The organism is Streptomyces sp. NBC_00075 (genome assembly GCF_045041225.1).
Lineage (GTDB): Bacteria > Actinomycetota > Actinomycetes > Streptomycetales > Streptomycetaceae > Streptomyces > Streptomyces adonidis.
In genome coordinates, this window is record NZ_CP108243.1 from 4,547,508 (window position 1) to 4,574,223 (window position 26,716).

The following is a 26,716-nucleotide window of genomic DNA, read 5'->3' on the forward strand; positions in this document are numbered from 1 at the left end:
GAAGCAGCCTCAGAGGGCGGCGCCTCCCACCAGCACCTCGGCCAGCGCCCGCAGATTGACCTTCCCGCGCCCGTACGAACACAGGGCGCCGCCTTCCGGCAGTCCCGTGTCGACGCGCACCGCGTCCCCGCGCACCGCCACCAGCGCCGCCCGCAGCTCCGCCTGCCACGGATACAGCCCGGCATCCGACGTGGCGACCACCAGCGGCGATCCGGCCGCCCGCCGCAGCACGCCCGCGACCAGGGCCTCCTGGTCCACCGGCGCCTCGTTCAGCGCCACGCCCACCGCCGTGGGGTCGAGCGCGCGCACCTCGCTCAGCAGGTCCTCGCCGCCCCAGTTCAGCGCGGGATGCGGCGGCGGGAACAGGTCGACGACACAGGCGCCGGGCAGCCCGGGAAAACCACCGGCTCCCGCACCCCGTACGGCCCGCCGAGCCGCGTCGAGCCCGGCCTCCGCGTCCCATGCCCCGCCGGCGCCCTCCGCCACCACCCCCGCATACCGCTCCGCCAGCTTCCGCACCCGCCCGGCGGCCTCCCGTACCCGCTCCTCCGGGAGCATCCCGTCGCGCAGCGCCTCGATCACGGCGTCCCGGCAGGCCAGCGTGACCGCCAGGTCCGGTACGGCCACGATCACCTGGTCGGCGCCCGCGGCGAGGGCGAGCCGGGCGCCGGCCGCCTCGCCGTACCGGTCGGCTATCGCCTTCATCTCCAGGGCGTCGCTGACCAGGACGCCGTCGAAACCGAGGTCGTGACGGAGCAGGTCGTTCAGGATGCGACGACTGAGGGTCGCGGGCCGTTCCGGATCCAGCGCCGGGTACACCACGTGCGCGCTCATCAGCATCGGCACGCCCGCGTCCACGGCGGCCCGGAACGGCTCGACGTCGGCGCGGATCTCGTCGTACGACCGCGGGTCGACCGCCATCTCGTGGTGGCTGTCGGTCACCGTGCCGCCGTGGCCGGGGAAGTGCTTGGCGCAGGAGGCGACACCGCGCGCCTCGGTGGCCGTGATCCAGGCGCGCAGATGCCGGGCGGCGAGTTCCGGCTCCGCACCGAAGGAGCGGGTGCGGACGATCGGGTTGTCGGGGTGGTGCTGGAGGTCGGCCACGGGGGCGTACGAGACGGTGATGCCGAGCGAGACGAGATGACCGGCGAGGGCGTCGGCGCAGCGGGCGGTGAGGTCCGGGTCGTCGACGACGCCGAGGGCGTACGAGCCGGGGACCTCGGGGGCGCCCGCGGCGACGAGGTGGCCGATGCCGCCGCCCTCGTTGTCGATGGCGACCAGGAGATCGGGGCGCAGGGCGCGCAGCTCGTCGGTGAGACGGCGGAGCTGGTCCGCGTCGCGCACGTTGCGGGTGAAGAGGATGACTCCGCCGAGGCCGCGGTCGATGAGCCGCTTGAGGGTGTGCGGGACGCCGTCGGTGCCGTCGAACCCGGCGACGAGACACCGGTGGACGGCTTCGTCGAGGTCGTTCTCATGCTGCTGCATCGGGGCCTCTGAGGTCTCGCGGGCAGGACTTAGATGATAGAAGTCACCAATTCTCCAGCACAAGATGAATCAATCAACCAAAACTCTCTGTGTTCATTTGCCCCGCACATGCCCAATACGCCCCGCCCCCGCCATGCCCCGGACGTCCCGGGTTCACCCACGCCGCCCACGATGCGCGCATGAAACGCGCCACCCTCGCCCTCGCCGCACCCCTGTGCGCCCTGCTGGCAGCCACCGCGCTGCCCGCCCACGCGGCAGACCGTTCCGGCTCCACCACCGCCGACAGCTACGGCACCAAGGGCTCCTACGCCCCCCAGCAGAGCCTCCGCACCTACCAGAAGCCCCCGAAGGGCTTCGTCCCGGTGTTCACGGAGAACGTCTCCCGGCACGGCTCCCGCGCCGCGACCGACAGCTCCGACGGCGACCTGATCCTCAAGCTGTGGGACCAGGCCGAGAGCGAGGGACAGCTCACCGCGCGCGGCAAGGAGTTCGGCCCGAAGGTACGGGCGCTGCTCGCCGCCATGACCAAGGTCGGCTACGGCAACCTCAGCGGGCGCGGCAAGAGCGACATCGCGGGCACGGCCGTACGGATGGAGCAGCGGCTGCCCGGCCTCTTCGACGCGATCGCCGCGAACGGCGAGAAGATCGACGTCGTCAGCTCCGGACAGGGCCGCGCCGTCGACAGCGGCCGGCTCTTCGCGGACACCCTCGCGGCGACCGACCCGGCGCTCAAGCCGCTCATCGGCGCGGCCCGCACCGACAAGGACCTGCTCTACTTCCACAAGGCCGCCGGCGGCGCCGCCTACCGCGACTACATCGCGAACGACACGCGTCTCGCGGCCACCCTGAAGTCGATCACCGACCAGCCGAAGACCCACAGCGCCGCCTCGGACGTACTGCGGAAGATCTTCACGCGGTCGTTCACGCAGCGCATCGTCGACGGCGAGTTCTCGTCGACCGGCAGTGCGGTGGACGCGGCCGAGGCGGTCTACAACCTGTACGGCATCGCCCCCGCGATGAGCGAGGAGAGCCCCGACGGCAAGGGCTGGCAGATGAACCGGTACATCTCGCAGCAGGACGCCGCCTGGTTCGGGTACCTGAGCGACGCCGAGGACTTCTACGAGAAGGGTCCCGGCTTCGCCGACAGCGACATCACGTACAAGATGGCGGACGTTCTGCTCGACGACTTCTTCAAGAAGGCCGAGGGAACCGAGAGCGGCACCGACACCCTCGGCGCCGAACTGCGCTTCACGCACGCCGAGGAGATCATCCCGCTGGCCGCGCTGATGGGCCTGCCGGGCAGTACGCAGGGGGTGACCGCCGCCGAGCCGTACACGTACGCGAGCAACCCGTGGCGGGGCGCGGCCGTGGCGCCGATGGCCTCGAACATCCAGTGGGACGTGTTCCGCAAGGGCGACACCACGCTCGTACGCATGCTCTACAACGAGAAGGAGACCGCCTTCAAGGCGGGCTGCCGTCCGGTGTCGAAGGGCAGCAAGTTCTACGACCTGGATGAGCTGGAGCGCTGCTTCGGCCGTACTTCCTGACGTACGGCCGAAGGGACGGGGACTGACGGGGACTGACGGCGGATATAGGGGTACCCGGTACCCGTATCCGCCCGTGGGGCTAGCATGGCCCGCGTGACAGCCCGCGCACAGCGACCGCAGCGCACGCATCCGCCGTTCTGGTGGGCGCGTGCGTTCGTCGTGCTCGGGCTGCTGGCGGGGGTCGTCGCGATGCACGGCCTCGCGCCGGGCGGCGGAATGACGAGCGGCGCCCATCACGGCAGCGGCCACCACCGGGCCGAGCCGATGAGCATGCAGGCAGGGCCCGCCGAAGAGACCGTCTGCCACGGCTCCGCCTCCCCCGGCGGCCACGCCCACCACGCGGACGCGACCTGCGCGTCCGGTGCCGTCCCGGCGGGGCACACGTTCCCCGCCCTGACGCCGGACCCGGCCGGCGCCCCGGTACTGGCGGACGGTGCCCGCCGTTCCCTGCCCCCGTCGCCCGAGGGCGCCAGAGCGCCACCGTCCCTGGCCGAACTCCAACTCCTGCGGATCTAGAGGCACGAGTCCCACCTCGCCTCAATTCCCTTCCCCACAGCAGGAGTTCCAGCATGCGCAAGACCCGCAAGACCCTCGCCGTCATGGCCGCCTCCGCCGCGCTCGCCGTCACGCTCACCGCCTGCGGCAGCGACGACGGCAACAGCAGCGAGAGCAGCGGTGCCGCCGCCGACAGCGCGAGCAAGACCGAGGACCACAACGCCCAGGACGTCACCTTCGCGCAGGGCATGATCCCCCACCACAAGGGCGCCCTGGAGATGGCGGAGGAGGCGACGGACAAGGCCTCGTCGGCCGAGGTCAAGTCCCTGGCCGCCCGCATCGAGAAGGCCCAGGCACCGGAGATCGAGACCATGTCCGGTTGGCTGAAGACGTGGGGCGAGGACGTCCCGACGTCGACGGAGTCGATGCCCGGCATGGAGTCGATGGAGTCGATGCCGGGGATGAACCACGGCTCGGCCGCCGAGGACTTCGACAAGGCGTTCCTCACCATGATGATCGAGCACCACAAGGGCGCAGTGAAGATGGCCACGACGGAGAAGGCCAAGGGCACGTACGGCCCCGCCACCGCCATGGCCGACGACGTCATCCGCACCCAGAACGCCGAGATCACCGAGATGAACAAGCTCCTCGCCAAGAGCTGACACCGCGGGTGAGCCGGCCGACGACGCTCAGGTCGGCCGACTCACCGCCGCCGCCCCGAACAACGCCCCGCGCATCCCGATCCGCTCGTACGCGGCGATCGCGGGCGCGTTGTCCGCGTCCACCACGAGCGCGGCACGCCCGTAGTCCCGTACGAGCGCCTCCACGACGAACCGGGAAACGGCCGCCCCCAGCCCCCGCCCCCGCGCCCCGGGATGAACGACAACCCCACCCAACAGCCCACACCCGCCCCCGGACCAGGCATCGGCCGCCACGGCGACAAGACCACCGTCCGCATCACGGACCCCGGCCCAGCGACGCACGCCGACCCGCCCGGGCTGAGCATGCGAGTGCGGAAAGGAGAGACCGAAGAGCGCACAGGCCTCGTGCTCGTCGGCACGATCCAGCCACCGCACATCAGCGCCGGTAGAGGTCCCATCGGCCGGGGAACAGGTCTCCATCCACAAGAACGGCGCCAACGCCACAAGCCCCGGCACCCCCGCCACAACGGCCTCGATCAACCGAGCTTCCCCGAACGGCCGATAACTGGGCCCCACCTCGTCCAGCACATCCCGCACAAGGGGAACCACATCGCCCGCCTCCCCCGCAACCACAACCCGATCCCGCCGAGACAACCCCGGACTGGCCACAGCAACGGCAGTCCCCAGCCGAAAAACCCGCACACCGGGCCCTGGCCGCCCATCGACCCCGCGCTGCTCGGCCCACACAAGATGCGCTGCCATCACGTCACGCTCCGCCCCCACCCGCCTAGGGGCGCGGGGAACTGCGCGACCAGCCACAACGCACCCGCACCCACCCACACACCCGAAACCGCCCCCCTCACCCCCCACCCCCCACCGTGAACCCAATAACCGCCCCACCCCCCTCCCGCCGATTGGCAAACGGCGCCCCACCATGCGCGATAGCCACCTCCCGCACGATCGACAACCCCAGCCCCGACCCAGGCAAGCTCCGAGCATCAGCAGCCCGATAGAAGCGATCGAACAACCGCAGCAGATCCCCCTCCGCGACCCCCGGCCCCCGATCCAGCACCTCCACCCGAATCGCCCCCTGCCGCCCCCGCTCCGCCCCGGTGACCGCGATCTCGATCGGAGCAGTCCCACCCCGGTCGAACTTGGCCGCGTTCTCGACCAGGTTCGAGATCGCCCGCTGAAGCGCCGCCGGCCGCGCGTCGGCGGACGTGTCGCCGACCGCCCGTACGACGACCTCCCGCCCCGTACGCCGCCGCGCCACCACAGCCACCTCGTCCGCGATATCGGCGATGTCGAGCCGCTGCTTGGGCTCGGTGTCCGACTGCCCCGCCGCCAGATCCACCAACTCGTTGACCAGATCGGTGAGTTCACGCGCTTCGAGGGCGAGGTCGGCGACCAGCTCCTCCCGCGTCGCGGGCGGCAGTTCGTCGATGCGCCGCAGCAGCGAGATGTTCGTACGGAGGGAGGTGAGCGGCGTACGCAGCTCGTGCCCCGCGTCCTGGACCAGCCGCCGCTGATCCTCCTCCGACTGCGCGAGCCGCCCCAGCATGCGGTCGAAGGACCGGCCCAGCCGCCCCACCTCGTCGGCCCCGGTGACCGGCACCTGGATACCGAGCCGACGCGTCCGGGCGACATCCTCCGCGGCGGACGCGAGGATCCGCAGCCGGTGTGTGATCCGCCGGGCCAGCCACCACCCGAACAGCCCGGCCGCGACGACGACCGCGACGACCATCAGGATCGTCCGCTGCTGAAGCTCGCGGAGCAGATCCTCCGTGTCGCTGAACTCCTGAGCGACCTGCACAGCACCCCGCCCGTCGCCGAGCGCGACGGTCGCGATGCGGTAGACGTCCTGGCCGACCTCGACGTCCTTGTACTGCTCGGCCAGCCCGGGAACGGGCGAGGCGGCGATCCGCCGGTCCTCGACCGTGACCGGCAGCGCCGGACTGCCGCTGTCGACCACCTCACCCCCCGCCCCGAGCACCTGCACATCCGTACGGCTGGGCCGGACGATGTCGTGCCCCGGCTCGGACGACGAGAAGTCCTGCGGGGTCATCGTGTTGTGCCGCACCTCGTCCTGGAGGTCCTGCACGACCTCGGCGAAGGCGGACTGCTGGTCGACCCGGACCAGCCGCGCGGCGGCGTCGTACGACAGGAATCCGACGAGGACCGTCACCCCGGCCGCGACCGCGGCGAACGACACGGCGAAGGTGGTCCGGAGCGAGGCCAGTCCCGCCCTCCGCAAGGTCACTCAGTCCTCCCGGAGGACGTAACCCACGCCTCGCACCGTGTGGATCAGCTGCGACGCGCCCGGCTCGTCGAGCTTGCGGCGCAGATAACCGACGTACACGGCGAGGTTCTTGGACCCCGGCCCGAAGTCGTAGCCCCAGATACGGTCGTAGATCGTGGAGTGGTCGAGCACGATCCCGGCGTTGCGCACGAGCAGTTCCAGCAGCTCGAACTCGGTCCGGGTCAGCTCCAGCTCCCGCGCCCCGCGCCACACCCGGCGCGCCTGGAGATCCATCCGCAGCCCGGCGGCGGCGAGCTGCCGCTCGGGGACGGCGGGTTCCTTCGCCACGTGCGAGGCGCGTACGTCGGCCGAGGCGGCGCCCCTGACAGGGCGCTGCTCACCGATGCCCGTGCGCCGCAGCAGCGCCCGGAGCCGGGCGAAGACCTCCTCGACGTCGAACGGCTTGACGACGTAGTCGTCCGCGCCCGCGTCCAGGCCCGCGATCCGGTCGGCGGTCTCCACGAGCGCGGTGAGCATCAGGATCGGCGTACGGTCCCCCTCGGCGCGCAGCACCCGGCACACCTGGAGCCCGTCGATGCCGGGCATCATCACGTCCAGGACGAGGACGTCCGGCGGGGTGCGATGCGCCTGCGCGAGCGCCTCGACCCCGTCGGCGACCGCGGTGACCCGGTAGCCCTCCAGGGTCAGGGCCCGCTCCAGGGCGTGGCGGATGGCACGGTCGTCCTCGGCGAGCAGCACAGTTTGGGACACCCGCCCAGTGTGCCAAGGGGGGCTCTTACTCGCCTCTCACTCTCACCCCCGCAATGCGCCCAGCTGCTGCTCGAACGGGATCACCTCGAACCCGCCCGGCCCGGCGGGCTTCGGCACCGGCCGCCGCGCCGACAGCCCCGACATCAGTGCCGTCAGCTCCCCTGCCGCCCGCTCGATCCGCTCCGGCAGCCCTTCGGCACCCCAGTCCTCCGAGGCGGCGTACACAGCCGTCGGAACCACCACGGCCCGCAGATAGGCGAACAGCGGCCGCATCGCGTGCTCCAGCACCAGCGAGTGCCGAGCCGACCCACCAGTCGCGGCGACCAGCACCGGCTTCCCCACCAGCGCGTCCTTCTCCAGTACGTCGAAGAACGACTTGAACAGCCCGCTGTACGAGGCCGAGAAGACGGGGGTGACGACCACGAGCCCGTCCGCCGCCGTCACCACCTCCAGCGCGTCCGCCAGCTTCCGCCCCGGAAACCCGCTGGTGAAGTTGTGCGCGATCTCCACGGCGAGGTCGCGCAACTCCACGACCTGGACGTCGACGTCCGTCTGCCGACCGACCGCGGCGGCCAGCCGGTCGCCCAGCAGCCGCGTGGACGACGGCACACTCAGCCCCGCCGAGACAACGACGAGCTTCATACGGCTGCCTCCTTCTTCTCCTGCTGCTCCTTCTGCGCGGCAGCCAGCAGGGACGCGTGCGTGGGCGCGTCCGGCACATCCGCCGCCCGCCCCTTCGCGAACTCCTCGCGCAGCACCGGCACGACCTCCTCGCCGAGCAGGTCGAGCTGCTCAAGCACCGTCTTGAGCGGCAGTCCCGCGTGGTCGAGCAGGAACAGCTGGCGCTGGTAGTCGCCGGCGTACTCGCGGAAGGCCAGCGTCTTCTCGATGACCTGCTGCGGGGAGCCGACGGTCAGGGGGGTCTGGTCGGTGAAGTCCTCCAGGGAGGGCCCGTGTCCGTACACCGGCGCCTCGTCGAAGTACGGACGGAACTCCCGTACCGCGTCCTGCGAGTTCTTCCGCATGAACACCTGGCCGCCCAGGCCCACGATGGCCTGCTCGGCCGTCCCGTGGCCGTAGTGGGCGTACCGGGAGCGGTACAGCTCGATCATCTTCTTGGTGTGGTCGGCCGGCCAGAAGATGTTGTTGTGGAAGAAGCCGTCGCCGTAGTAGGCCGCCTGCTCGGCGATCTCCGGCGAGCGGATCGAGCCGTGCCAGACGAACGGCGGTACGTCGTCCAGGGGCCGGGGCGTCGACGTGAACCCCTGCAACGGCGTACGGAACTTCCCCTCCCAGTTCACGACGTCCTCGCGCCACAGCCGGCGCAGCAGGGCGTAGTTCTCGACGGCGAGGTTGATGCCCTGCCGGATGTCCTGCCCGAACCACGGGTACACCGGGCCGGTGTTGCCGCGCCCCATCATCAGGTCCACGCGCCCGTCGGCCAGGTGCTGGAGCATCGCGAAGTCCTCCGCGATCTTCACCGGGTCGTTGGTGGTGATGAGGGTGGTGGAGGTGGAGAGGACCAGCTTCTCCGTCTGCGCCGCGATGTACCCGAGCATCGTGGTCGGGGACGAGGGCACGAACGGCGGGTTGTGGTGCTCACCGGTGGCGAACACATCAAGACCCACCTCCTCGGCCTTCAGCGCGATGGCGACCATGGCCTTGATGCGCTCGCGTTCGGTCGGCGTACGTCCCGTGGTCGGGTCGGGCGTGACATCGCCGACGCTGAAGATCCCGAACTGCATGGTCGCTCATCCTCCAGGTTGTTGACCGTTCAACTATAGCGTCCGCGTGCGTCAACCGCGCCCCTTCCGGAGGTATTCCGCAGGCCTTCCCTCCCGTGCTAGAAATCGACGGAGGGAGATTTCCACTCTGCGAGAATGAGGTTCTTCCATGACCGGGACGATGTTGAGAGTCGTGGTGGTCGGCGCGTCCAGCGGGCTGGGCCGCTGCGCGGGGATCGACCTCGGCGGCCGGGGAAACCACGTCGCCCTGCTCGCCCGCAGACACGACCGCCTGGCCGACGCGGCGAAGGAGGCGGGCCCGGACGCACTCGCCATCGCCTGTGACGTGACCGACGAGGACTCCTGCCGGGCGGCGATCGAGGAGGCGGCGGCCGGACTCGGCGGCATCGACGCCCTCGTCTACACCACCGGCATCGGCCCCCTGGCCCCCATAGAGCAGACGAACGCCGACACCTGGCGCAGCGTGATGGACACGAACGTCATCGGCGCGGCCCTGATCACCAACGCCGCACTCCCCCACCTCACGGCCTCCGCCGGCACCGCCGTCTACCTCTCCACGGTCGGCGCCTCGATCACCCCCGCCTGGCCGGGGTTCGCGGGCTACCACGTCAGCAAGGCGGCCCTGGAGAAACTCGTGGAGGCGTACCGCGTCGAGCACCCGGAGGTCGGCTTCACGCGGTTCGTGGTCAGGGACTGCGGCGGCGGTGAGGGGGACTCCCGCACCGAGTTCAACAACGGCTGGGACATGACGTACGCCGCCGAGGTCGTCCCGGTCTGGCGGCAGCGCGGCTATCTCAGCGGCGACCTGCTCGACGTGTCCGAGTTCCTGCACACGCTGGACGCCGTACTGCGCTGCGGCGGCACCATCCCGGAGGTGACGGTGACACCGCGCGCGAGCCGGAAACCGTAACCGTCAGAAGTCATCAGAAGTAATAGGCATCCCCGGTGTCGAGCACAAGGACACGCTGCTGGTCGTTGCCCCGGTTGCGGTCCACGACACCGCCGCTCCAGACCGTACCGATCTCCAGCGTCACCTCGGCGGGCATGCCCCGGAGCCGCATCCTCAGCCCGAGCTGCTCGCCCACACCGTCGGCGGCCAGCGCCCCCGTACGGCACACCACCACCCGCGCCCCGAGCCGCGCACACCCGTCCGGCAGCTGCTGCCGGGCGGCCAGCGGCGCCGACCAGGTCAGCCGCACGGTCGCGTCGGCGACGGCGGACGGCCCGTGATTGCGCGGCGTCACCCGCAGATCGATCCGCCCACGGTCCAGCGAGACGGACCCGTGATAGGCGAGATCAGCCTCGGGCTCACCGGTGTCGGCCCCGGCGAAGCCCCCCGCCCCGACCACACCGATCGCCGTAAAGCCCGCCACAAGCCCACGCACCCAAACCCTCATGCTCGCTCCTCGTCCAGAAGACCGTCACCTTCGTCGAAGCGATGTATCCCACCTGACGCGCCCCGCAGGCGCCCTCCAACAGGTGACGGTGAACGGGCATGCGAGGCTCGGCGCATGTCCGTCCTGCGCTCCGTAGCCCTGTTCGTCGTCGCCGCCCTGTTCGAGATCGGCGGCGCCTGGCTCGTGTGGCAGGGCGTACGCGAGCACCGCGGCTGGGTGTGGATCGGCGCGGGCGTGCTGGCCCTGGGCGCGTACGGGTTCGTCGCCACGCTCCAGCCCGACGCGGAGTTCGGTCGCATCCTGGCCGCGTACGGCGGTGTCTTCGTCGCCGGTTCACTGGCCTGGGGCATGGCGGCGGACAGCTACCGCCCCGACCGCTGGGACGTGACGGGCGCCCTGATCTGCCTCGCGGGCATGGCCGTGATCATGTACGCCCCGCGAGGGAACTGAACCGGGACCTCCTCAGCCGAGCGGATCGGGCGGCAGCAGCCCGAGCTGCCCCAGGAACTCCATCTGGTCGAAGTAGAGCCGGTAGTCGACGATGTGGCCGTCCCGGACCGTCGCGATGTCGATCCCCCGGATCCGGACGTCCTTCTGCGTCGCGGGCAGATGCTCGCCGGAGGGCAGCTGGATCGGCCCGGTGTTCCGCCCGGTGAAGTAGCCCTCGTCGACGGCAGTGTCACCGATCTCGTACGAGTGAACGGGCTCGTACGTAGCCTCCGGCACCGCGTCGGTCATCTGCCGCCAGTAGTCGACGATGTTGTCGCGCCCGTGGATCTCCCCGCCGTCCGGGGTGACGGCGACCGCGTCGGGCGCGTACAGCTCGGCGACGGCCTTGAGGTCGGGCGTCGAGGTGAGCGCCTCCGTGAGCCGGTCCATGACGTCACGTGCTTCTCCCATGATCCACCTCCGTTGCCGCGGATCACCCACCTCATTTTCCCACCGCTGCCGGGCCCTGGCAGCCCCGCACAGGCCCACCCTCCGGACACCCCGCCACCGGCCGGCCGCGCCTGCCTATCCTGGGCAGCGCGAACCCGCACCCCAATCTCACCCAGGCACCTTGAGGAGCAGTCCCATGGCAACCGCCGCCGCCCCGTCCGCCGCCTCCCGCATCGCCGTGGTCACCGGCGCGAGCAGCGGAATCGGTGCCGCGACGGCTCGACGGCTCGCCGCGGCCGGCTACCGGGTCGTCCTCACGGCCCGCCGCAAGGACCGGATCGAGGCGCTGGCCGAGGAGATCAACGCGAGCGGCGGCCAGGCGGCGGCGTACCCCCTGGACGTCACCGACCGCGAGGCGGTGGACGAATTCTCGTCCGCCTTCAAGACGATCGGCGTCCTGATCAACAACGCGGGCGGCGCACTCGGCGCGGACCCGGTGGCCACCGGCGACCCGGCCGACTGGCGCCAGATGTACGAGACGAACGTCATCGGCACCCTCAACCTCACCCAGGCCCTGCTCCCCGCCCTGACGGCGAGCGGCGACGGCACGATCGTGGTCGTCTCCTCCACCGCCGGGCACGGCACGTACGAGGGCGGCGCGGGCTATGTCGCCGCCAAGCACGGCGCCCATGTCCTCGCGGAGACCCTGCGCCTGGAGATCGTCGGCACGCCGGTCCGGGTGATCGAAATCGCGCCGGGCATGGTGAAGACGGACGAGTTCGCCCTGACCCGTTTCTCCGGCGACTCCGAGAAGGCAGCGAAGGTCTACGAGGGCGTGGCCGAACCCCTCACGGCGGACGACGTGGCCGACACGATCACCTGGACGGTGACCCGCCCGAGCCACGTCAACGTCGACCTGCTGGTCCTGCGCCCCCGCGCGCAGGCGTCCAACACGAAGGTCCACCGGGACGTGTGATGACGGAGCCGACGGAAGACGCAGAGGACACGGCCGCCAGGGCCAGGGACCGGGAGCAGGAAAAGCAGCTCCTGGCCCTGGAGAAGCAGCGCGAACGCTACGTCTGGTACTACCTCGCGTACTTCCTCTTCGGCATCCACCTGGTGGCGTTCGTCATGATCTACGCGGTGAAGCACGCGAAGTAACTCCCCTGCGGGAGCCGCCGGTTACCGTTACCAGGTGACGGGCAGCTCATACACCCCGTACACGATGCCGTCGTCCTTGAACGGAATCTTCTCCAGCTCGGCGGCCAGCCGCAGTTCGGGAACGCGGCGGAACAACGTGCCGTAGACCACCTGGAGTTCGAGCCGGGCGAGCGGCTGCCCGAGGCACTGGTGAATCCCGAACCCGAAGGCCATGTGACGACGGGCGTCACGGGTGACGTCCAGCTTCTCGGGCTCGGGAAAGAGACCGGCGTCCCAATTCCCGGTGGCGCCAGGGATGATGACTCCCTCCCCGGCCCGCACAACCTGCCCACCGATCTCCAGATCCTCCAGCGCCAGGCGCCGTTGGCCGTTGTGGACCACCGTGAGATAGCGCAGCATCTCGTCCGCGGCGCTGGCGAGAACCTTCGGATCATCGGTGTCACGCACGATCGCAAGCTGGTCGGGATGCTCCAGGAAGGCCAGAACCCCCAGCGCGATCATGTTGGCGCTGGTCTCATGCCCGGCACCGAGCAGCAACTGCCCCAGCATGACGGCCTCTTGGCGGGTGAGATCACCCGCCTGGAACCGCGCGCCCAGCTCGGAGAGCATGTCGTCGGCGGGTTCGGCGATCTTCCGGTCCAACTGCCGGTCCAGATACTGGAATAGAGCCCCACTGGCGGCCCGCACGGCCTCCGGGGTCACATCCCGGCGCAGCCCGACCTTGCTGTTGCTCTGGAAGAAGTCGTGGTCCTCATAAGGAACCCCGAGCAGCTCACAGATGACGAGCGAGGGCAGAGGAAGCGCCAACGCCTCAACAAAGTCGACGGGCTTGGGCCCGGCCAGCATCGTGTCGATCAGCTCGTCCGTCATCCGCTGAATGGCGGGCCGCAACGCCTCGATCCGCTTGATGGCGAAGGGGGCGGTCACCATGCGCCGGATACGCGCATGATCGGGATCGTCCATGTTCAGGAAAGACGGCGGCGTCTTGGCCGCAACTTCCCGAAACGCCTCATTGAGATACGGAAACCCGGCCCGGGTCGTATCGACACTGAGCCGCTGATCACCATAGAGGGCCCGCTGATCCTCGTACCGAGTGACAAGCCAGTGCGTACTCCCGTCCCACAGCCGCACTTTGGACACCGGTTCCTCGGCATCCCGCTGCCGCAGAGCCGGGGGCGGATCGAAGGGACAGGCGGAATCGCGGGGCATGGGGAAGTCTGCGATAGGGGTCGTCACTGTGCCGGCGCTCCTCGTGGTGGGGGGACAAGGACGTGCGGCGCCATCGAATCGCGGCTTCCTGACAATTCTCGGACAGGAACCTGACGGTACGTATCCGTGGCCGAGGTCACATTGACTTATATGCAAATTAGCCCACAGGGGTGGTGATCCTCGATCACCCGAACGGCAGAAGAACTCCCGACCTAGGCTCACACCACAACCTCAACACGACGGCCCTTGGCCGGGATGGCACTCCCGGCCAAGGGCCTGACCAACACGGAAGTAGGGCTTCCCTGTGGCTGACTGCGAGCCTAGCGCTCACCGGTTCATGGACCTGACGGTCCCGGAGTACGCGTACATGTTCGGCTTCATCCAGGCGGATGGGCATCTGCAACAAGGGGTCGGCCAGAAAGGCAAGTTGAGCGTCGAGATCAACGTCCGAGACATCGACCTTCTGCGCAAGTTCCAGAAGCTCACGCCGTACTACAGCAGCGTCACCGAGCGCACTCGGTCGACGAACTTCGCCGAGACCCATCGCTCGGCCACCTGGAGCCTGTGTTCTCTCGAAGCCAGGACCAGACTCAACGAACTCGGCCTGCCGTACGGCCCCAAGTCGAGGACAATCGGCCCGCCTCACGTCGAGTTCTCGCGACGCGACTATCTCCGTGGCGTCATCGACGCCGACGGATCCGTGGGCTACACGAGCCAGGGCCTTCCGTTCGTCTCGCTGACAACAGCCAGCACGGCCATCGCCGCTTACCTCTGCTTCTACGCAGGGAGGATCACAGGAGCCGAGCGAACCCTCAAGCGCAACGCCCGCGACGGCATCTACAACATCCTCTACACGAAGGAGAACGCCCAGGAGCTGGCAGCCGACATTTACTACAAGGACTGCCTGTCTCTCCGGCGCAAGCAGACCGCCGCCGACTCCCTCAGCGCATGGATCCGACCGGCGGACATGAGGGTCGCACCCGACCGCCGCCGCTGGACAGCACAGGAAGACCGCACGCTGCTCCGACTGAACAACGATGCCGCGGCAGCGAAAGACCTCGGCCGAACCGAGAAGAGCTGCTACATCCGTCTCTGGCGCCTGCGGACCGGCAAAGTCCCCCTGCCGATCGACCGATGACCAACTGAGCGAGGCCCCCGGTACCCGACCGGGGGCCTCATTCGTCAGCCCTTCACGCAGATGAACTGCTTCAGCTTCGCCACGACCTCAACCAGATCGCTCTGCTGCCCCATCACCTGGTCGATGTTCTTGTAGGCACCCGGAATCTCATCGAGCACGCCGGAGTCCTTACGGCACTCCACCCCTCGTGTCTGCTCCTCCAGGTCCCGCACCGTGAAGCGCCGCTTCGCCGCGTTCCGGCTCATCCGCCGACCCGCGCCGTGCGAAGCCGAGTTGAATGCCTTCTCGTTCCCGAGCCCCTTCACGATGTACGAGCTGGTGCCCATCGAGCCCGGAATGATCCCGAACTCACCGGAGCCCGCGCGGATCGCGCCCTTACGGGTTACCAGCAGGTCCATGCCCTCGTACCGCTCCTCCGCCACGTAGTTGTGGTGGCAGGAGATCTCCTGTTCGAAGGCAGGCTTCGCCTTCTTGAACTCCTTGCGAATGACGTCCTTCAGAAGCCCCATCATGATCGCGCGGTTGTACTTGGCGTACTCCTGCGCCCAATACAGATCGTTCCTGTACGCGGCCATCTGCGGAGTGTCCGAGACGAACACCGCGAGGTCACCGTCGACCAGGCCCTGGTTGTGCGGGAGCTTCTGGGCGACGCCGATGTGATGCTCGGCCAGTTCCTTGCCGATATTCCGGGATCCGGAGTGCAGCATGAGCCAGACCGAATCAGACTGATCAACACACAACTCAATCATATGATTTCCCGATCCGAGCGTCCCCATCTGCTTCGCAGCCCGCCCCTCTCTGAATTTCACCGCATCCGCAACCCCATCAAACCGCCCCCAGAACTCCTCCCACCCCCCAGTGGCGAACCCATGCAGCCGCCCCGGATCAACAGGACTGTCATGCATCCCCCGCCCCACCGGAATAGCCTGCTCCACCTTCGACCGCAGCCGAGACAGATCCCCCGGCAGATCGTCAGCCGTCAGCGAGGTCCTGACGGCGGACATCCCGCAGCCGATGTCGACCCCCACCGCCGCAGGACACACAGCCCCCTGCATCGCGATGACCGACCCGACCGTCGCCCCCTTGCCGAAGTGGACGTCCGGCATGACCGCCAGGCCCTTGATCCACGGCAGGGTCGCCACGTTCCGCAGCTGCTGCATCGCGACGTCCTCGACCGACGCGGGGTCGGTCCACATGCGGATGGGAACCTTCGCACCCGGCACTTCTACGTACGACATAACGCCCTCATCCCCCAGAAAAACCAACAGAAGTCTCAAATCGCAAAACCGGCGCCAAGGTCAACGAAAAGGGATGCCGGACCGGCGTTCACGGTGGTGCGTGCGATACACATTGTCTGCCGGTGACGCCCCTGTGCGGCAAGCGATTAACCAGCGGGGACACTGGTACCGGCACCGCCCCGCAAAGATCGTTCACATGGTTCATGCAGTTCAGATCGTCGAGAGGAACCGACCGTGCAGCGCAAGGCGTACGTACCCGGTGTCGCCGTGCTCCTCGCGGCGCTGCTGGCCGGCTGCACCGGCGGCTCGGGCAGCGACGACACCGCCGAGGACGCCAAGCCCGGCGACGCGAGCACCACGACCGCCGCGGCCCAGCCCGGCCGGTACGACACGCTCCCCGAACCCTGCGGCGCGGTCAGCCACGACACCCTCGACTCGCTGCTGCCCGGCATCACGCAGCTCACGGACGAGGAGCAGAAGGAGCAGGCGTACGAGGGCGAGTCGACCCTCACCTACAACACGGACCGCAAGGTCGGCTGCCGCTGGAAGGTGGAGTCCACGGACGCCACCGACCATCTCCTCGTCGATTTCGAACGGGTCGTGTCGTACGACAACTCCGTGAGCGACGACAGCCAGGCGACGGACCTCTTCGCGACCAAGGTCGTGGCCGCCGATCTGCCGGAGCCCATCGCCTCCGTCTCCGCCACCCCCACCGAGTCCGCGTCCGCGTCCCCGTCCGAGTCCGCGTCCCCCACCTCCTCCGCCACCTCCACCGACACGGCCTCCGCATCGGCCTCCCCCGACGCCGAATCCGCCGCCGCCCTCCAGCCCCGCCTCCTCGACGGCCTCGGCGACGAGGCGTTCCTCGACGACGAGCTGAGCAGCGCCGGTTCAACGGCCCAGCAGCGCACGGTGACTGTGGCGTTCCGCACGTCCAACGTCATCGTGACCATCGAGTACGTCGAGCAGCCGGCGACGCTCGGCACCGTCCCGGACAGCAAGGAAATGCAGGACAGGGCGCGGAAACTGGCCTCCCAGCTCGCCGGCGCGTTCGACTGAGAGGCGCCCTGGGTGACCTCGCTGCGGCCCTCCGCAATGGGTGTGAAGCCAGGCACCGCGCGTCCCTCACCGCGTACCGTGGCCCCTCGGACCCGATCCGACCGCAGGAACCGAGAGCCGCAGGAACCACAGCGCGATGAGTGAAGGAACCATGCACCGACCCGCACAGCGAGACCAGCGAGACGAACAGCTCGGCCGGACCGCCACCGTGGCACCGAAGCGGCTGCGCCGCGCCCTCGCCGCCCTGGCCACCGTCCCCGTCCTCCTCCTGGTAGCCGTCGGCTGCTCCTCAGACTCGGGATCCGACTCCGGGTCGGCCGGCTCCGCCGACAACGCGGCGAAGGACACGGACACCACCGGTGCGGGCGAGACGGTGAGCGCGTCTCCGACCGTGCAGGCCGCCGCGTACCAGAAGATCCCGGAGCCGTGTACGGCGCTGACGACGAAGACGCTGAAGGAACTTGTCCCGAAGGGTGTGAAGTCGGGCAAGGAGGGTTCCTCCAACGACACGTCGACGCGCGGCAGTTGCTCCTGGACGAGCCTCACCAACAACGGTGTGAAGGGCTCCCAGTTCCGCTGGCTGAACGTGTCCCTGCTGCGCTTCGAGTCGAACGCGACGCGCGGTTCCGGCGACGAACTGGCCCAGGCGTACTACGAGACCCAGGTGGACGACGCCCAGTCGGTGTCGGGGGCGAAGAACGTCGCCTCGGAGCCGGTGACCGGGGCGGGCGACGACGCGACGTCGGTGCGCTACGACCTGAAGAAGAAGGAAGGCGCCTTCCGGCAGCAGACGGTGGTCGTCCGGGTCGAGAACGTCGTCGTGACCCTCGACTACAACGGCGCCGGGCTCGCCGGCGAGAAGACACCGAGCGCGGAGAGCCTGTCGAAGGCAGCGGTGAAGGCGGTCAAGGAAGCTGTCGCGAAGGTGTCGTCGACGAACGGCGACGGTGACGCGGCGACCTCCGCCCCCACCAACTCCCCTTCCTCCTCGGCGAGTTCGTCGGCGAAGCCGAGCGCGTCCGCCTCGAAGTCCGCTTCCGCGTCACCTTCCTCTTCGGCAACGAAGAAGAACTGACTTTGTCTCCGCAATACGTACGCCGCACACATGTGCCACCCTGTTGCGCGCAACAGCACGCACAGGGAGGGGAGTACGGGTGTCCGCGCCAATCCAACTGACACGAACGCACCGGGTGCTCATCGGAGTGGTCGTGTTCGGCGCCGTGATCATCGCCGCGATCGGCTTCGCGGGGTCGTACGCGGCCGTCCGTGAACTGGCGATCCAGAAGGGCTTCGGGAACTTCAGCTACGTGTTCCCGATCGGCATCGACGCGGGCATCTGCGTCCTGCTCGCCCTCGACCTTCTCCTCACCTGGATCCGCATCCCGTTCCCGCTGCTCCGGCAGACGGCGTGGCTGCTGACGATGGCGACGATCGCGTTCAACGGCGCGGCGGCCTGGCCCGACCCGCTGGGCGTCGGCATGCACGCCGTCATCCCGGTGCTGTTCGTGGTCGCGGTCGAGGCGGCCCGGCACGCCATCGGCCGCATGGCGGACATCACGGCCGACAAGCACATGGAGGGCGTCCGCCTCACCCGCTGGCTCCTCTCCCCCCTCCCCACCTTCCTCCTCTGGCGCCGGATGAAGCTGTGGGAGCTGCGCTCCTACGACCAGGTCATCAAGCTGGAGCAGGAACGTCTCGTCTACCAGGCCCGCCTGCACGCCCGCTTCGGCCGGGCCTGGCGCCGCAAGGCCCCGGTGGAGTCCCTGATGCCCCTGCGCCTGGCCCGCTACGGCGTCCCCCTCGCGGAGACGGCCCCCTCGGGCCTGGCGGCGGCGGGCATCGAACCGGCCCTGCTGCCACCGGCCCCGGCGCCCCAGCCGGAACTGGAGCCCGCCGTCGCGAAGGCGGTCGCTCCTCCCGCCGTACAGAACAACGCGGCGCCCGCCCAGGAGCAGGCGCAGGCGCAGGCGCAGGCGCAGCAGCAGCGCCCCGCGCCCGAAGGCGGCGAACTCCCCCAGGAGCCGGACTACGCCGAGCCCCAGAACCCGTGGCTCCAGATGCGGGACCCCCGGGCCATCGCGTATCAGGGCGGCTACGACCCGACCTACGACCCGGCCAACGACCCCGCCTACATCCAGTGGATGGAGGAGCAGCAGCAGGCCGAGCAGTACGAGGCCCAGCGGCAGTTCGAGGCACAGCGGCAGCAGTACGAGGAGCGGCTGCGGTTCGAGCAGCAGGCGTTCCCGCAGCAGTTCGAGGAGCCGCCGGCCGCCCAGGAGGAGGCCCCGGAGCCGTCCCCGGAGGACACCGGTACGTTCCCGATCCCGGCCGGTCCTGGCCGTACCCGTGAGATGGGTGCGGGCGGCGGTCCGCCGGAGCCGACGGAGGAGGACTTCTACCTGGTCTTCAAGAAGTCGATAGACGGCAGCTATCCGACCTCGGGCCAGTTCAGGGGCGACGTGGAAGCGACGTACGGCACGAAGCTCCCGCAGCGCGAGGCCGACCGCATGGTCAACCGTTTCACCAACCGCCACACGGCGGAACTCCAGGAAGACCACATCGCGTAGTACCCAGAGGTGCGAGTACGACGGAAAGGGGCGCCCGGCACAGGCCGGGCGCCCCTCACGTACAACTGGTACGACCGTCCTACTCCCCGAGGAGGGCCCGCACCCGCTCCTGCCCCACCGCGAGGAGCAGGGTGGGCAGCCGGGGCCCGGTGTCCCGCCCGACGAGCAGGTGGTACAGCAGGGCGAAGAAGGTCCGCTGGGCGACCTTGATCTCGGCGGGAAGTTCCTTGGCCGTGGCATCGGCGGAGAACCCGGCCTGAACCTTGGGCACGCCGTAGACAAGATGGGTGAGCCCGTCGAGGGACCAGTTACTGGCAAGCCCGTCCACGAGGAGGCGCAACGACTGCCGCCCCTGCTCGTCGAGGGACTTGATCAACTCGGTGTCGGGCTCGCTCCGCACGATGGTCCGCTGATCAGCGGGAACCTGGGTATTGATCCAGGCCTCGGCCTTGTCGAGCCGGGGCCGAACGACATCCAGCGAAGCAAGCGGATCGGCAGGATCCAGCTCGCTCAGGATCCGCAGCGTCTGGTCCTCGGCACCGGCGGTGATGTCGGCGACGGAGGCCAGCGTCCGGTACGGCAACGGCCGTTCCGTGCGCGGCAGTTCGCCCTCGGCGGTACGCACCGCACGCGCGTGCGCGGCGACGTCGGCCGGCAGTGCGGTGCCGTCGGCGACCTTGGCGTCGAGCTTGTCCCACTCGTCGTACAGCCGCTGGATCTCCTGGTCGAAGGCGATCTTGAACGACTGGTTGGGCCGCCGGCGGGCGTAGAGCCAGCGCAGGATCTGCGGCTCCATGATCTTCAGCGCGTCACCGGGCGTGGGCACGCCACCCTTGCTGCTGGACATCTTGGCCATGCCGCTGATGCCCACGAAGGCGTACATGGGCCCGATGGGCTGCTTGCCGCCAAAAATCTGCCCGACGATCTGCCCACCCACCTGGAACGAGGAACCAGGAGACGAGTGATCGACACCGGAGGGCTCGAAGACAACCCCCTCGTAAGCCCACCTCATCGGCCAGTCGACCTTCCAGACGAGCTTGCCGCGGTTGAACTCGCTCAGCAGGACGGTCTCGGAGAACCCGCAGGCGGTGCAGGTGTAGGTCAGCTCGGTGGTGTCGTCGTCATAGGCGGTGACGGTGGTGAGGTCCTTGCCGCACCCACCACAGAAGGGCTTGTACGGGAAGTACCCGGCGGACCCGGAACTCCCGTCGTCCTCAGCGGCGGCCCCGGACCCTTCGGCGGCGTCGAGCTCAGCGGCGTCAGGAGCCTTCTGAGACTGCTGAGGCTTCTTGGCAGGCGCCTTCTTGGTCCGATACTGCTCAAGAATGGCGTCAATGTCCCCCCGGTGCTTCATGGCATGCAGAATCTGCGCGCGATAGGCACCGGAGGTGTACTGGCTGGTCTGACTGATCCCGTCGAACTCGACACCGAGCTGGGCGAGGGCGTCGACCATGGCGGCCTTGAAGTGCTCGGCCCAGTTGGGGTAGGCGGACCCCTTCGGCGCCGGTACGGAGGTAAGCGGCCGCCCGATGTGCTCGGCCCAGGACGCGTCAACCCCCTCCACTCCATTGGGCACCTTGCGATAGCGGTCGTAGTCGTCCCAGGAGATGAGATGCCGGACTTCGCGCCCCCGCCGCCGGATCTCGTCGGCGACAAGATGCGGGGTCATGACCTCGCGGAGATTCCCCAGGTGAATGGGCCCGGAGGGCGAGAGCCCCGACGCGACGACGACGGGTTTGCCGGGGGCTCGACGCTCCGACTCCTCGATGACCTCATCCGCGAAACGGGAGACCCAGTCGGTGGTCTCGGTGCTCTGAGCCACGATCGGCACGTCCTCTTTTTCTAAGAGTTCCTCAAGATCAGCCGGTACGGTCGACGACTGACGGCCCCATTCTCCCAGGTCCCCCCAGAACCACGAAAACGCCTTTCCGGGGGCGCACCCCCAGCCCGTCCGGCGTTTGAGGACGAGGCCGTTCAGGCCGACAGCGGGGGTCTGGGGGCGGCAGCCCCCAGGGATGGGACGGGTAGGGGCGGCGGGGGCGAGAACAATCAGACCCCCACCCACCCGCACGCAAGAAAACCCCTTTACCCCCCATGGGATACTGACCCCATCAACCTGTACCCACCAGGAGAACGGCACCCACTCCCATGGCCCCGGTCAAGTCCCTCACCGCCACCGTCCACCAGCGCCTCGCGGACGCCCTCACGGCAACCCTGCCGGAGGCCCCCGCGGACCCGCTGCTGCGACGCAGCGACCGTGCGGACTTCCAGGCGAACGGCATCCTCGCCCTCGCCAAGAAGGCCAAGGCCAACCCCCGCGACCTGGCGACCCAGGTCGTCGCCAACGTCGTGTCCGGCGACGTGATCAAGGACATCGAGGTCTCCGGCCCCGGCTTCCTGAACATCACGCTCACCGACAAGGCGATCGTCGAGAACCTCGCGGCGAGGGCAGCGGACCCGGACGCCCGCCTGGGCGTACCGCTCGCCGCCCACCCGGGCACGACGGTCATCGACTACGCCCAGCCGAACGTGGCGAAGGAGATGCACGTAGGCCACCTCCGCTCGGCGGTGATCGGCGACGCGGTGGCCCAACTCCTGGAGTTCACGGGCGAGAACGTGATCCGCAGGCACCACATCGGCGACTGGGGAACGCAGTTCGGCATGCTCATCCAGTACCTGGACGAGCACCCGCACGAGCTGGACCACAAGAGGAACACCGCAGACGCAGCCACCGACACCGAGGCGACCGGCGAGGAGGCGATGTCGAACCTCGACCGCCTCTACAAGGCTGCACGCAAACTCTTCGACTCCGACGAGGAGTTCAAGACGCGGGCGCGCCTCCGGGTGGTCGACCTCCAGGCCGGCGACCCCGCGACGCTCGCCACCTGGCAGCGGTTCGTCGACGAGTCGAAGATCTACTTCTTCTCGGTCTTCGAGAAGCTGGACATGGTCATCCAGGACGCGGACATCGTCGGCGAGTCGGGCTACAACGACATGCTGGACGAGACGTGCCGCCTCCTGGAGGAGTCCGGGGTGGCGGTCCGCTCGGAGGGTGCCCTGTGCGTGTTCTTCGACGACATCAAGGGCCCGGAGGGCAACCCGGTCCCGCTGATCGTCCGTAAGACCGACGGCGGCTACGGCTACGCGGCGACGGACCTCTCGGCGATCCGGGACCGCGTCTTCAACCTGAAGGCGAACAACCTGATCTACGTGGTCGACGCCCGCCAGTCCCTGCACTTCAAGATGGTCTTCGAGACCGCGCGCAGGGCGGGCTGGCTGAACGACGAGGACGTCAAGGCGTACCAGCTGGCGTTCGGCACGGTCCTCGGCAAGGACGGCAAGCCGTTCAAGACGCGTGAGGGCGAGACGGTCAAGCTCGTCGACCTCCTGGACGAGGCGGTGGACCGCGCGACGACGGTCGTACGGGAGAAGGACACGCAGTCCCAGCTCTCGGACGACGAGGTCGCCGAGCGGGGCGCCCAGGTGGGCATCGGCGCGGTGAAGTACGCGGACCTGTCGACGTCGGCGAACCGGGACTACAAGTTCGACCTGGACCAGATGGTCTCGCTGAACGGCGACACGAGCGTGTACCTCCAGTACGCGTACGCCCGTATCCAGTCGATCCTGCGCAAGGCCGGCGAGGTACGCCCGAAGCCGCATCCGGAACTCGAACTGGCCGACGCGGAGCGGGCGTTGGCCCTGCACGTCGACGGGTTCGCGGAGACGGTGGCGGACTCGGCGACGGAGTACGCACCGCACAAGCTGGCGGCGTACCTGTACCAGCTGGCGTCGCTGTACACGACGTTCTACGACAAGTGCCCGGTGATCAAGCCGGCGCCGCCGCAGAACATCGCCGAGAACCGACTGTTCCTCTGCGACGTGACGGCGAAGACGCTCCACCAGGGCATGGCCCTGCTGGGCATCAGGACGCCCGAGCGGCTCTGAGCGGCTGCTGAGCGGCTGCTGAGGGACCCGAAGAAACGCGCGCGGCCCGTCCTCTCCCCCGGGGAGGACGGGCCGCGGCGTGTGCGGGCCGATGGCCGTCTAGTAGGTGGCCACCGCCCAGTCGGCGAACTTCTTGAACGCGGCCTGGGTACCCGAACCGGCGATGCCGTCGATGGGGCCGGTGTAGCCGTAGTCCGGCTGGCTCAGCTTGCGCTGCAACGCCGATATCGTGCCGCTTCCGACGATCCCGTCGATCGCTCCGGTGTAGCCCCAGGACGCCTGGAGGTGGCGCTGGAAGGCCTTCCAGCTGTTGGTGCCGAGAAGCCCGTCGATCGAGCCGGTGTACTGCCAGCGCGCCGCCAGCCAGCGCTGGATGCCCTTGGCCTGGGTGGAGTTCAGGCCGAGGTTGACCACCGCGAGCGGGGTGACGGCCTCGGCGCTCACCACCGGCTTCGTGGCCGTGTCGGACGCCGCGAAGCTGGTACCCGCGGCGGCCACCGTTCCGGCCGCGAGCCCGAGGACGGCGGTGAGGCTGATGGCGGACCTCGTCAAGATGTTCGGTCGCATGCTTCCCCCTTGGGGTCGTACGGCGGCTCGGTCATGCCGCCGGGGTCTGGCAACACGAGAATGGCCAGTGGGCGGCAAGGGTTGCCACGGTTGCCGCGAAAGTGACGTCTTCATGGGACGCCCCGCCCGCTGACCTGCGGGGACGTCGTCCGCGGGGACGGTCCGGCGGGACGGCCGGGACGGGCGGGTGGCCGGTTCCGTACCCGTGCGGGAACCACGTTCCGGTGGGGGCCGTCGACCCTGTTGCAGAATGCGAAGCGAGTACGTGAGTACGCGATACGCGAGTAGGGGGAACATGCCGCGCTGGAAGGAGCTGCCGGCCGAACTGGATCCCCGAGTCCGCCAGTTGGTGATGCGATTACGCCGGCTGAAGGACCGCAGCGGGCTGAGCATGCGGCAGTTGGCCGTGAAGACCGGGTACAGCCAGAAGTCGTGGGAACGGTACCTGAACGGCAGATCGCTGCCGCCCGGGGAAGCCGTCGAGGCGATGGCCAGAACCTGCGGCGACGACACGACCAGGCTGCTCGCGCTGCACGAGGTGGCGACGGAGGCGTGGAGCAGCAGACGCACGAGTGCGCCCGTACAAGAGACGCAGGAAACACCGGAGATCCTGGAACAGGAGCCCCGGCCGCAGGACGGTCCGCTGCGCACCACGCTCGTGGCCGGCGCGGTGGCCCTGGTGCTGATCGCCTCCGCGTCGGCCCTCGCGGTCGTACGACTCCAGGACGGCGACGGCAGCGCGACGGCGTCCCATCGCGCCTCACCCACCACAACAGTGCTGGCGTCGGTGTCGGCGTCGCGGATCACGTACACCTGCCGGCTGGAGCGGATCGGCGGCCGCTGGTACTCGGGCAACAGCCGCACCCAGGACACGATCCTGGCCGGCGGCCAGGCGGGCCCCGAAGTCGCCGAGGCACAGTGCCTGTTGCGCCGGGCGGGCATATCGCCCGGCGACATCGACGGCATCTTCGGCCCGTTGACGCAGCGGGCGGTCGAACGCATCCAGAGACGGGACGAGTTGGTCGTCGACGGCATCATCGGCCCGCACACCTGGGGGGCTCTGCGGCGCGACGCGGGGGCCACTGCGAAATGAGCGGGACGACACCGGGCCCGATGCCATCGCCACCACCATCCCCCTCACCGGAACGCACCCGACTGGCCGCCACACTGCGGGAGTTGAAGGACCGCACGGGCCTGAGCCTGGCGGGCCTGGCGGAACGAACGACGTACAGCAAGTCGTCCTGGGACCGCTACCTCAACGGCAAGGCACTCCCCCCACGCCAGGCGGTCCAGGAACTGTGCGCCCTCGCCCGCGAACCGGAGGGCCGATGCCTGGCCCTGTGGGAGATAGCGGAGTCGGAGTGGAGCCTGCGGGCGGCGGACGCACCGAGCACGGCGACACCACCGCCCCCGCTGGAAGCCACACGTACCGGTACCAGTCACCGCCGTACGACGATCAAGGCAGCGCTCGTGTCGGCGTGCGCCGCGATGGCCGGAATCGTGGCAGCCGCCGTACTGCTGCCAGGACCGGACACCGACGAACCACAGACACCATCCCCCTCTCCCTCAACTCCCGCTTCTCCCGCCGCCCGTTGCCGGGGAGCCGCCTGCGAGGGTCAGGACCCGTGGAACATGAACTGCGGCAGTCCCCCCGAGACCCTCCTGGAGCACCGCACGGCAACCGGGGCCTGGATGTCGGTGCGCTACGACAAGCAGTGCGGGGCCAGTTGGGCCCGGACCTGGCACACGAGCGTCGGCGACCGCGTCGAGGTGACCGCGGACGGCGCCACCTACAGCGCCGAGATCAAGGACGACATCGACGCGAAGAACTACGTCTACACGGCCATGACAGCGACCCGCCCGGGTACGACCGTCCGCGTCTGCTTCGACCCCGCGACGAGCGGCGAGCGGGAGTGCGTCGACAGCCGCGTGCCTTAGGGCCCGTCGATTCGAGCACCCTCCAAACCCGTATACATACCCCCTAGGGGTACGTACGTTGAAGTCATGACGAAACTCCCTGAGCACTGGCCGATCCTCGCCGGCATCGCCGCAGCCGCCCTGATCGGGCTCGACATGTCCGAGGGCGTCGACGCGGCCCCCGCCCTCGCCGCCTCCGCGCTCGTCTACTTCGGCGCGGCGGCCCTCCGGAAACCGTCCGCCGTATGGCCGCTGTTCTTCGGCTCGGTCGTCGTCATCTTCGCCACCGAGTTACTGGGCGGCGGCGGCGTGGACCCGACCTGGGTCATCCTGGCGCTGGCCGTCCCGTTCCTGGCGTACGGCCTGCCGCAAGGCCGCCGCAGCCCCGACACCCCACCCCCGTACGGCGGCTGGTCGTACCACCTGATCGCCATGGCGGCGTTCGGAACAGCCGCGGCCGTCGCTCTGGGCGTGACGGAGACGGTGGGCGCGTACGTCGTGGCGGGCGGCCTGCTGGCCCACGCCGTGTGGGACGCGTACCACTACCGGATCAACAAGGTGGTGACACGCTCGCTCGCCGAGTTCTGCCTGGTCCTGGACACGATCGTCGCGGCGGTCATCGTGACGGTGACGGTGACGGACTGAACGCTGAACGCCACCCCGATCGACAGGCCGGCCCCACAACACCAAAAGCCGCCCGGAACGAACCGGGCGGC

General features: G+C 69.2%; 27 protein-coding genes. 15 read left to right on the forward strand and 12 right to left on the reverse strand.

Translation table 11 applies throughout. The annotated features are described in order from the left end of the window. Positions 1 to 9: 9 nt before the first annotated feature. On the reverse strand, positions 10 to 1,485 hold the full coding sequence (gene nagZ, locus OG787_RS19620; protein ID WP_405535885.1) for a beta-N-acetylhexosaminidase: 1,476 nt from the start codon (positions 1,483 to 1,485) through the stop codon (positions 10 to 12). Positions 1,486 to 1,664: 179 nt separating this feature from the next. On the opposite strand from nagZ, the gene OG787_RS19625 reads away from it, so the two are divergent. From OG787_RS19625 to OG787_RS19635, 3 genes are all read left to right on the forward strand, one after another. Continuing rightward, the gene (locus OG787_RS19625; RefSeq protein ID WP_405535886.1) at positions 1,665 to 3,032 is read left to right on the forward strand and encodes a histidine-type phosphatase; all 1,368 of its coding nucleotides are present in this window, start codon (positions 1,665 to 1,667) and stop codon (positions 3,030 to 3,032) included. A gap of 84 nt (positions 3,033 to 3,116) precedes the next feature. Beyond that, complete coding sequence (locus OG787_RS19630) at positions 3,117 to 3,548, forward strand: DUF6153 family protein (protein ID WP_405535887.1); 432 nt, start codon at positions 3,117 to 3,119, stop codon at positions 3,546 to 3,548. 53 nt (positions 3,549 to 3,601) lie between these two features. After that, on the forward strand, positions 3,602 to 4,189 hold the full coding sequence (locus OG787_RS19635; RefSeq protein ID WP_405535888.1) for a DUF305 domain-containing protein: 588 nt from the start codon (positions 3,602 to 3,604) through the stop codon (positions 4,187 to 4,189). Positions 4,190 to 4,216: 27 nt separating this feature from the next. Here OG787_RS19635 and OG787_RS19640 read toward each other — a convergent pair whose 3' ends face one another. From OG787_RS19640 to OG787_RS19660, 5 genes are all read right to left on the reverse strand, one after another. Continuing rightward, positions 4,217 to 4,603, reverse strand: a complete 387-nt coding sequence (locus OG787_RS19640) for a GNAT family N-acetyltransferase (RefSeq protein ID WP_369036239.1) — start codon at positions 4,601 to 4,603, stop codon at positions 4,217 to 4,219. A gap of 424 nt (positions 4,604 to 5,027) precedes the next feature. Then, positions 5,028 to 6,428 carry an ATP-binding protein gene (locus tag OG787_RS19645; RefSeq protein WP_369036238.1) on the reverse strand — a complete coding sequence of 467 codons (1,401 nt, stop codon included), beginning with the start codon at positions 6,426 to 6,428 and terminating at the stop codon, positions 5,028 to 5,030. Beyond that, positions 6,429 to 7,166, reverse strand: coding sequence for a response regulator transcription factor (locus tag OG787_RS19650; RefSeq protein ID WP_369036278.1), 738 nt, complete (start codon positions 7,164 to 7,166; stop codon positions 6,429 to 6,431). Between the two features lie 54 nt (positions 7,167 to 7,220). Beyond that, positions 7,221 to 7,820 carry an FMN reductase gene (locus OG787_RS19655; protein WP_405535889.1) on the reverse strand — a complete coding sequence of 200 codons (600 nt, stop codon included), beginning with the start codon at positions 7,818 to 7,820 and terminating at the stop codon, positions 7,221 to 7,223. After that, positions 7,817 to 8,923: an LLM class flavin-dependent oxidoreductase gene (locus tag OG787_RS19660; protein ID WP_369036236.1), complete on the reverse strand. Its 1,107-nt coding sequence runs from the start codon at positions 8,921 to 8,923 to the stop codon at positions 7,817 to 7,819. Before OG787_RS19660 ends, OG787_RS19655 begins: the two co-directional genes overlap by 4 nt. Positions 8,924 to 9,071: 148 nt before the next feature. On the opposite strand from OG787_RS19660, the gene OG787_RS19665 reads away from it, so the two are divergent. After that, positions 9,072 to 9,833, forward strand: coding sequence for an SDR family oxidoreductase (locus OG787_RS19665; protein ID WP_405535890.1), 762 nt, complete (start codon positions 9,072 to 9,074; stop codon positions 9,831 to 9,833). Positions 9,834 to 9,846: 13 nt separating this feature from the next. Here OG787_RS19665 and OG787_RS19670 read toward each other — a convergent pair whose 3' ends face one another. Continuing rightward, positions 9,847 to 10,320 carry a hypothetical protein gene (locus OG787_RS19670; RefSeq protein WP_405535891.1) on the reverse strand — a complete coding sequence of 158 codons (474 nt, stop codon included), beginning with the start codon at positions 10,318 to 10,320 and terminating at the stop codon, positions 9,847 to 9,849. Positions 10,321 to 10,434: 114 nt separating this feature from the next. On the opposite strand from OG787_RS19670, the gene OG787_RS19675 reads away from it, so the two are divergent. After that, complete coding sequence (locus OG787_RS19675; RefSeq protein ID WP_405535892.1) at positions 10,435 to 10,770, forward strand: YnfA family protein; 336 nt, start codon at positions 10,435 to 10,437, stop codon at positions 10,768 to 10,770. Positions 10,771 to 10,782: 12 nt separating this feature from the next. Here the strand turns inward: OG787_RS19675 and OG787_RS19680 are convergent, their stop codons facing one another. Then, positions 10,783 to 11,220, reverse strand: coding sequence for an ester cyclase (locus OG787_RS19680; protein ID WP_369036232.1), 438 nt, complete (start codon positions 11,218 to 11,220; stop codon positions 10,783 to 10,785). A 175-nt stretch (positions 11,221 to 11,395) separates the two neighbouring features. On the opposite strand from OG787_RS19680, the gene OG787_RS19685 reads away from it, so the two are divergent. After that, positions 11,396 to 12,175 (forward strand): SDR family NAD(P)-dependent oxidoreductase, encoded by a 780-nt coding sequence (locus OG787_RS19685; RefSeq protein WP_405535893.1) that lies wholly within the window; start codon positions 11,396 to 11,398, stop codon positions 12,173 to 12,175. Then, positions 12,175 to 12,360, forward strand: coding sequence for a hypothetical protein (locus OG787_RS19690; RefSeq protein ID WP_369036230.1), 186 nt, complete (start codon positions 12,175 to 12,177; stop codon positions 12,358 to 12,360). Before OG787_RS19685 ends, OG787_RS19690 begins: the two co-directional genes overlap by 1 nt. A 27-nt stretch (positions 12,361 to 12,387) precedes the next feature. Here the strand turns inward: OG787_RS19690 and OG787_RS19695 are convergent, their stop codons facing one another. Next, positions 12,388 to 13,569 carry a cytochrome P450 gene (locus tag OG787_RS19695; protein ID WP_369036277.1) on the reverse strand — a complete coding sequence of 394 codons (1,182 nt, stop codon included), beginning with the start codon at positions 13,567 to 13,569 and terminating at the stop codon, positions 12,388 to 12,390. A gap of 337 nt (positions 13,570 to 13,906) precedes the next feature. Here OG787_RS19695 and OG787_RS19700 point away from each other — a divergent pair, with 337 nt between their 5' ends. Then, positions 13,907 to 14,707 carry an LAGLIDADG family homing endonuclease gene (locus tag OG787_RS19700; RefSeq protein ID WP_405535894.1) on the forward strand — a complete coding sequence of 267 codons (801 nt, stop codon included), beginning with the start codon at positions 13,907 to 13,909 and terminating at the stop codon, positions 14,705 to 14,707. Positions 14,708 to 14,751: 44 nt separating this feature from the next. On the opposite strand, the gene OG787_RS19705 is transcribed toward OG787_RS19700, so the two are convergent. Beyond that, positions 14,752 to 15,945 carry an RtcB family protein gene (locus OG787_RS19705; RefSeq protein WP_405535895.1) on the reverse strand — a complete coding sequence of 398 codons (1,194 nt, stop codon included), beginning with the start codon at positions 15,943 to 15,945 and terminating at the stop codon, positions 14,752 to 14,754. Between the two features lie 234 nt (positions 15,946 to 16,179). Here OG787_RS19705 and OG787_RS19710 point away from each other — a divergent pair, with 234 nt between their 5' ends. From OG787_RS19710 to OG787_RS19720, 3 genes are all read left to right on the forward strand, one after another. Further along, complete coding sequence (locus OG787_RS19710; protein ID WP_369036227.1) at positions 16,180 to 17,004, forward strand: DUF3558 domain-containing protein; 825 nt, start codon at positions 16,180 to 16,182, stop codon at positions 17,002 to 17,004. Between the two features lie 151 nt (positions 17,005 to 17,155). After that, the gene (locus OG787_RS19715; RefSeq protein WP_405535896.1) at positions 17,156 to 18,079 is read left to right on the forward strand and encodes a DUF3558 domain-containing protein; all 924 of its coding nucleotides are present in this window, start codon (positions 17,156 to 17,158) and stop codon (positions 18,077 to 18,079) included. Between the two features lie 79 nt (positions 18,080 to 18,158). Then, on the forward strand, positions 18,159 to 19,571 hold the full coding sequence (locus OG787_RS19720) for a DUF2637 domain-containing protein (protein ID WP_405535897.1): 1,413 nt from the start codon (positions 18,159 to 18,161) through the stop codon (positions 19,569 to 19,571). A 79-nt stretch (positions 19,572 to 19,650) separates the two neighbouring features. On the opposite strand, the gene lysS is transcribed toward OG787_RS19720, so the two are convergent. Beyond that, the gene (gene lysS, locus OG787_RS19725; protein WP_369037134.1) at positions 19,651 to 21,402 is read right to left on the reverse strand and encodes a lysine--tRNA ligase; all 1,752 of its coding nucleotides are present in this window, start codon (positions 21,400 to 21,402) and stop codon (positions 19,651 to 19,653) included. Positions 21,403 to 21,719: 317 nt separating this feature from the next. Between lysS and argS the strand changes: the two genes are divergently transcribed. Beyond that, positions 21,720 to 23,516, forward strand: a complete 1,797-nt coding sequence (gene argS, locus OG787_RS19730; protein WP_405535898.1) for an arginine--tRNA ligase — start codon at positions 21,720 to 21,722, stop codon at positions 23,514 to 23,516. 99 nt (positions 23,517 to 23,615) lie between these two features. Here the strand turns inward: argS and OG787_RS19735 are convergent, their stop codons facing one another. Beyond that, on the reverse strand, positions 23,616 to 24,083 hold the full coding sequence (locus tag OG787_RS19735; RefSeq protein WP_405535899.1) for a peptidoglycan-binding protein: 468 nt from the start codon (positions 24,081 to 24,083) through the stop codon (positions 23,616 to 23,618). 295 nt (positions 24,084 to 24,378) lie between these two features. Here OG787_RS19735 and OG787_RS19740 point away from each other — a divergent pair, with 295 nt between their 5' ends. The 3 genes from OG787_RS19740 (at position 24,379) to OG787_RS19750 (ending at position 26,645) form a co-directional block, all read left to right on the forward strand. Further along, positions 24,379 to 25,176, forward strand: coding sequence for a peptidoglycan-binding protein (locus OG787_RS19740; protein ID WP_369037131.1), 798 nt, complete (start codon positions 24,379 to 24,381; stop codon positions 25,174 to 25,176). 83 nt (positions 25,177 to 25,259) lie between these two features. Then, the gene (locus OG787_RS19745; RefSeq protein WP_405535900.1) at positions 25,260 to 26,021 is read left to right on the forward strand and encodes a DUF2690 domain-containing protein; all 762 of its coding nucleotides are present in this window, start codon (positions 25,260 to 25,262) and stop codon (positions 26,019 to 26,021) included. Between the two features lie 66 nt (positions 26,022 to 26,087). Continuing rightward, positions 26,088 to 26,645 carry a hypothetical protein gene (locus tag OG787_RS19750; protein WP_405535901.1) on the forward strand — a complete coding sequence of 186 codons (558 nt, stop codon included), beginning with the start codon at positions 26,088 to 26,090 and terminating at the stop codon, positions 26,643 to 26,645. Positions 26,646 to 26,716 lie beyond the last annotated feature (71 nt).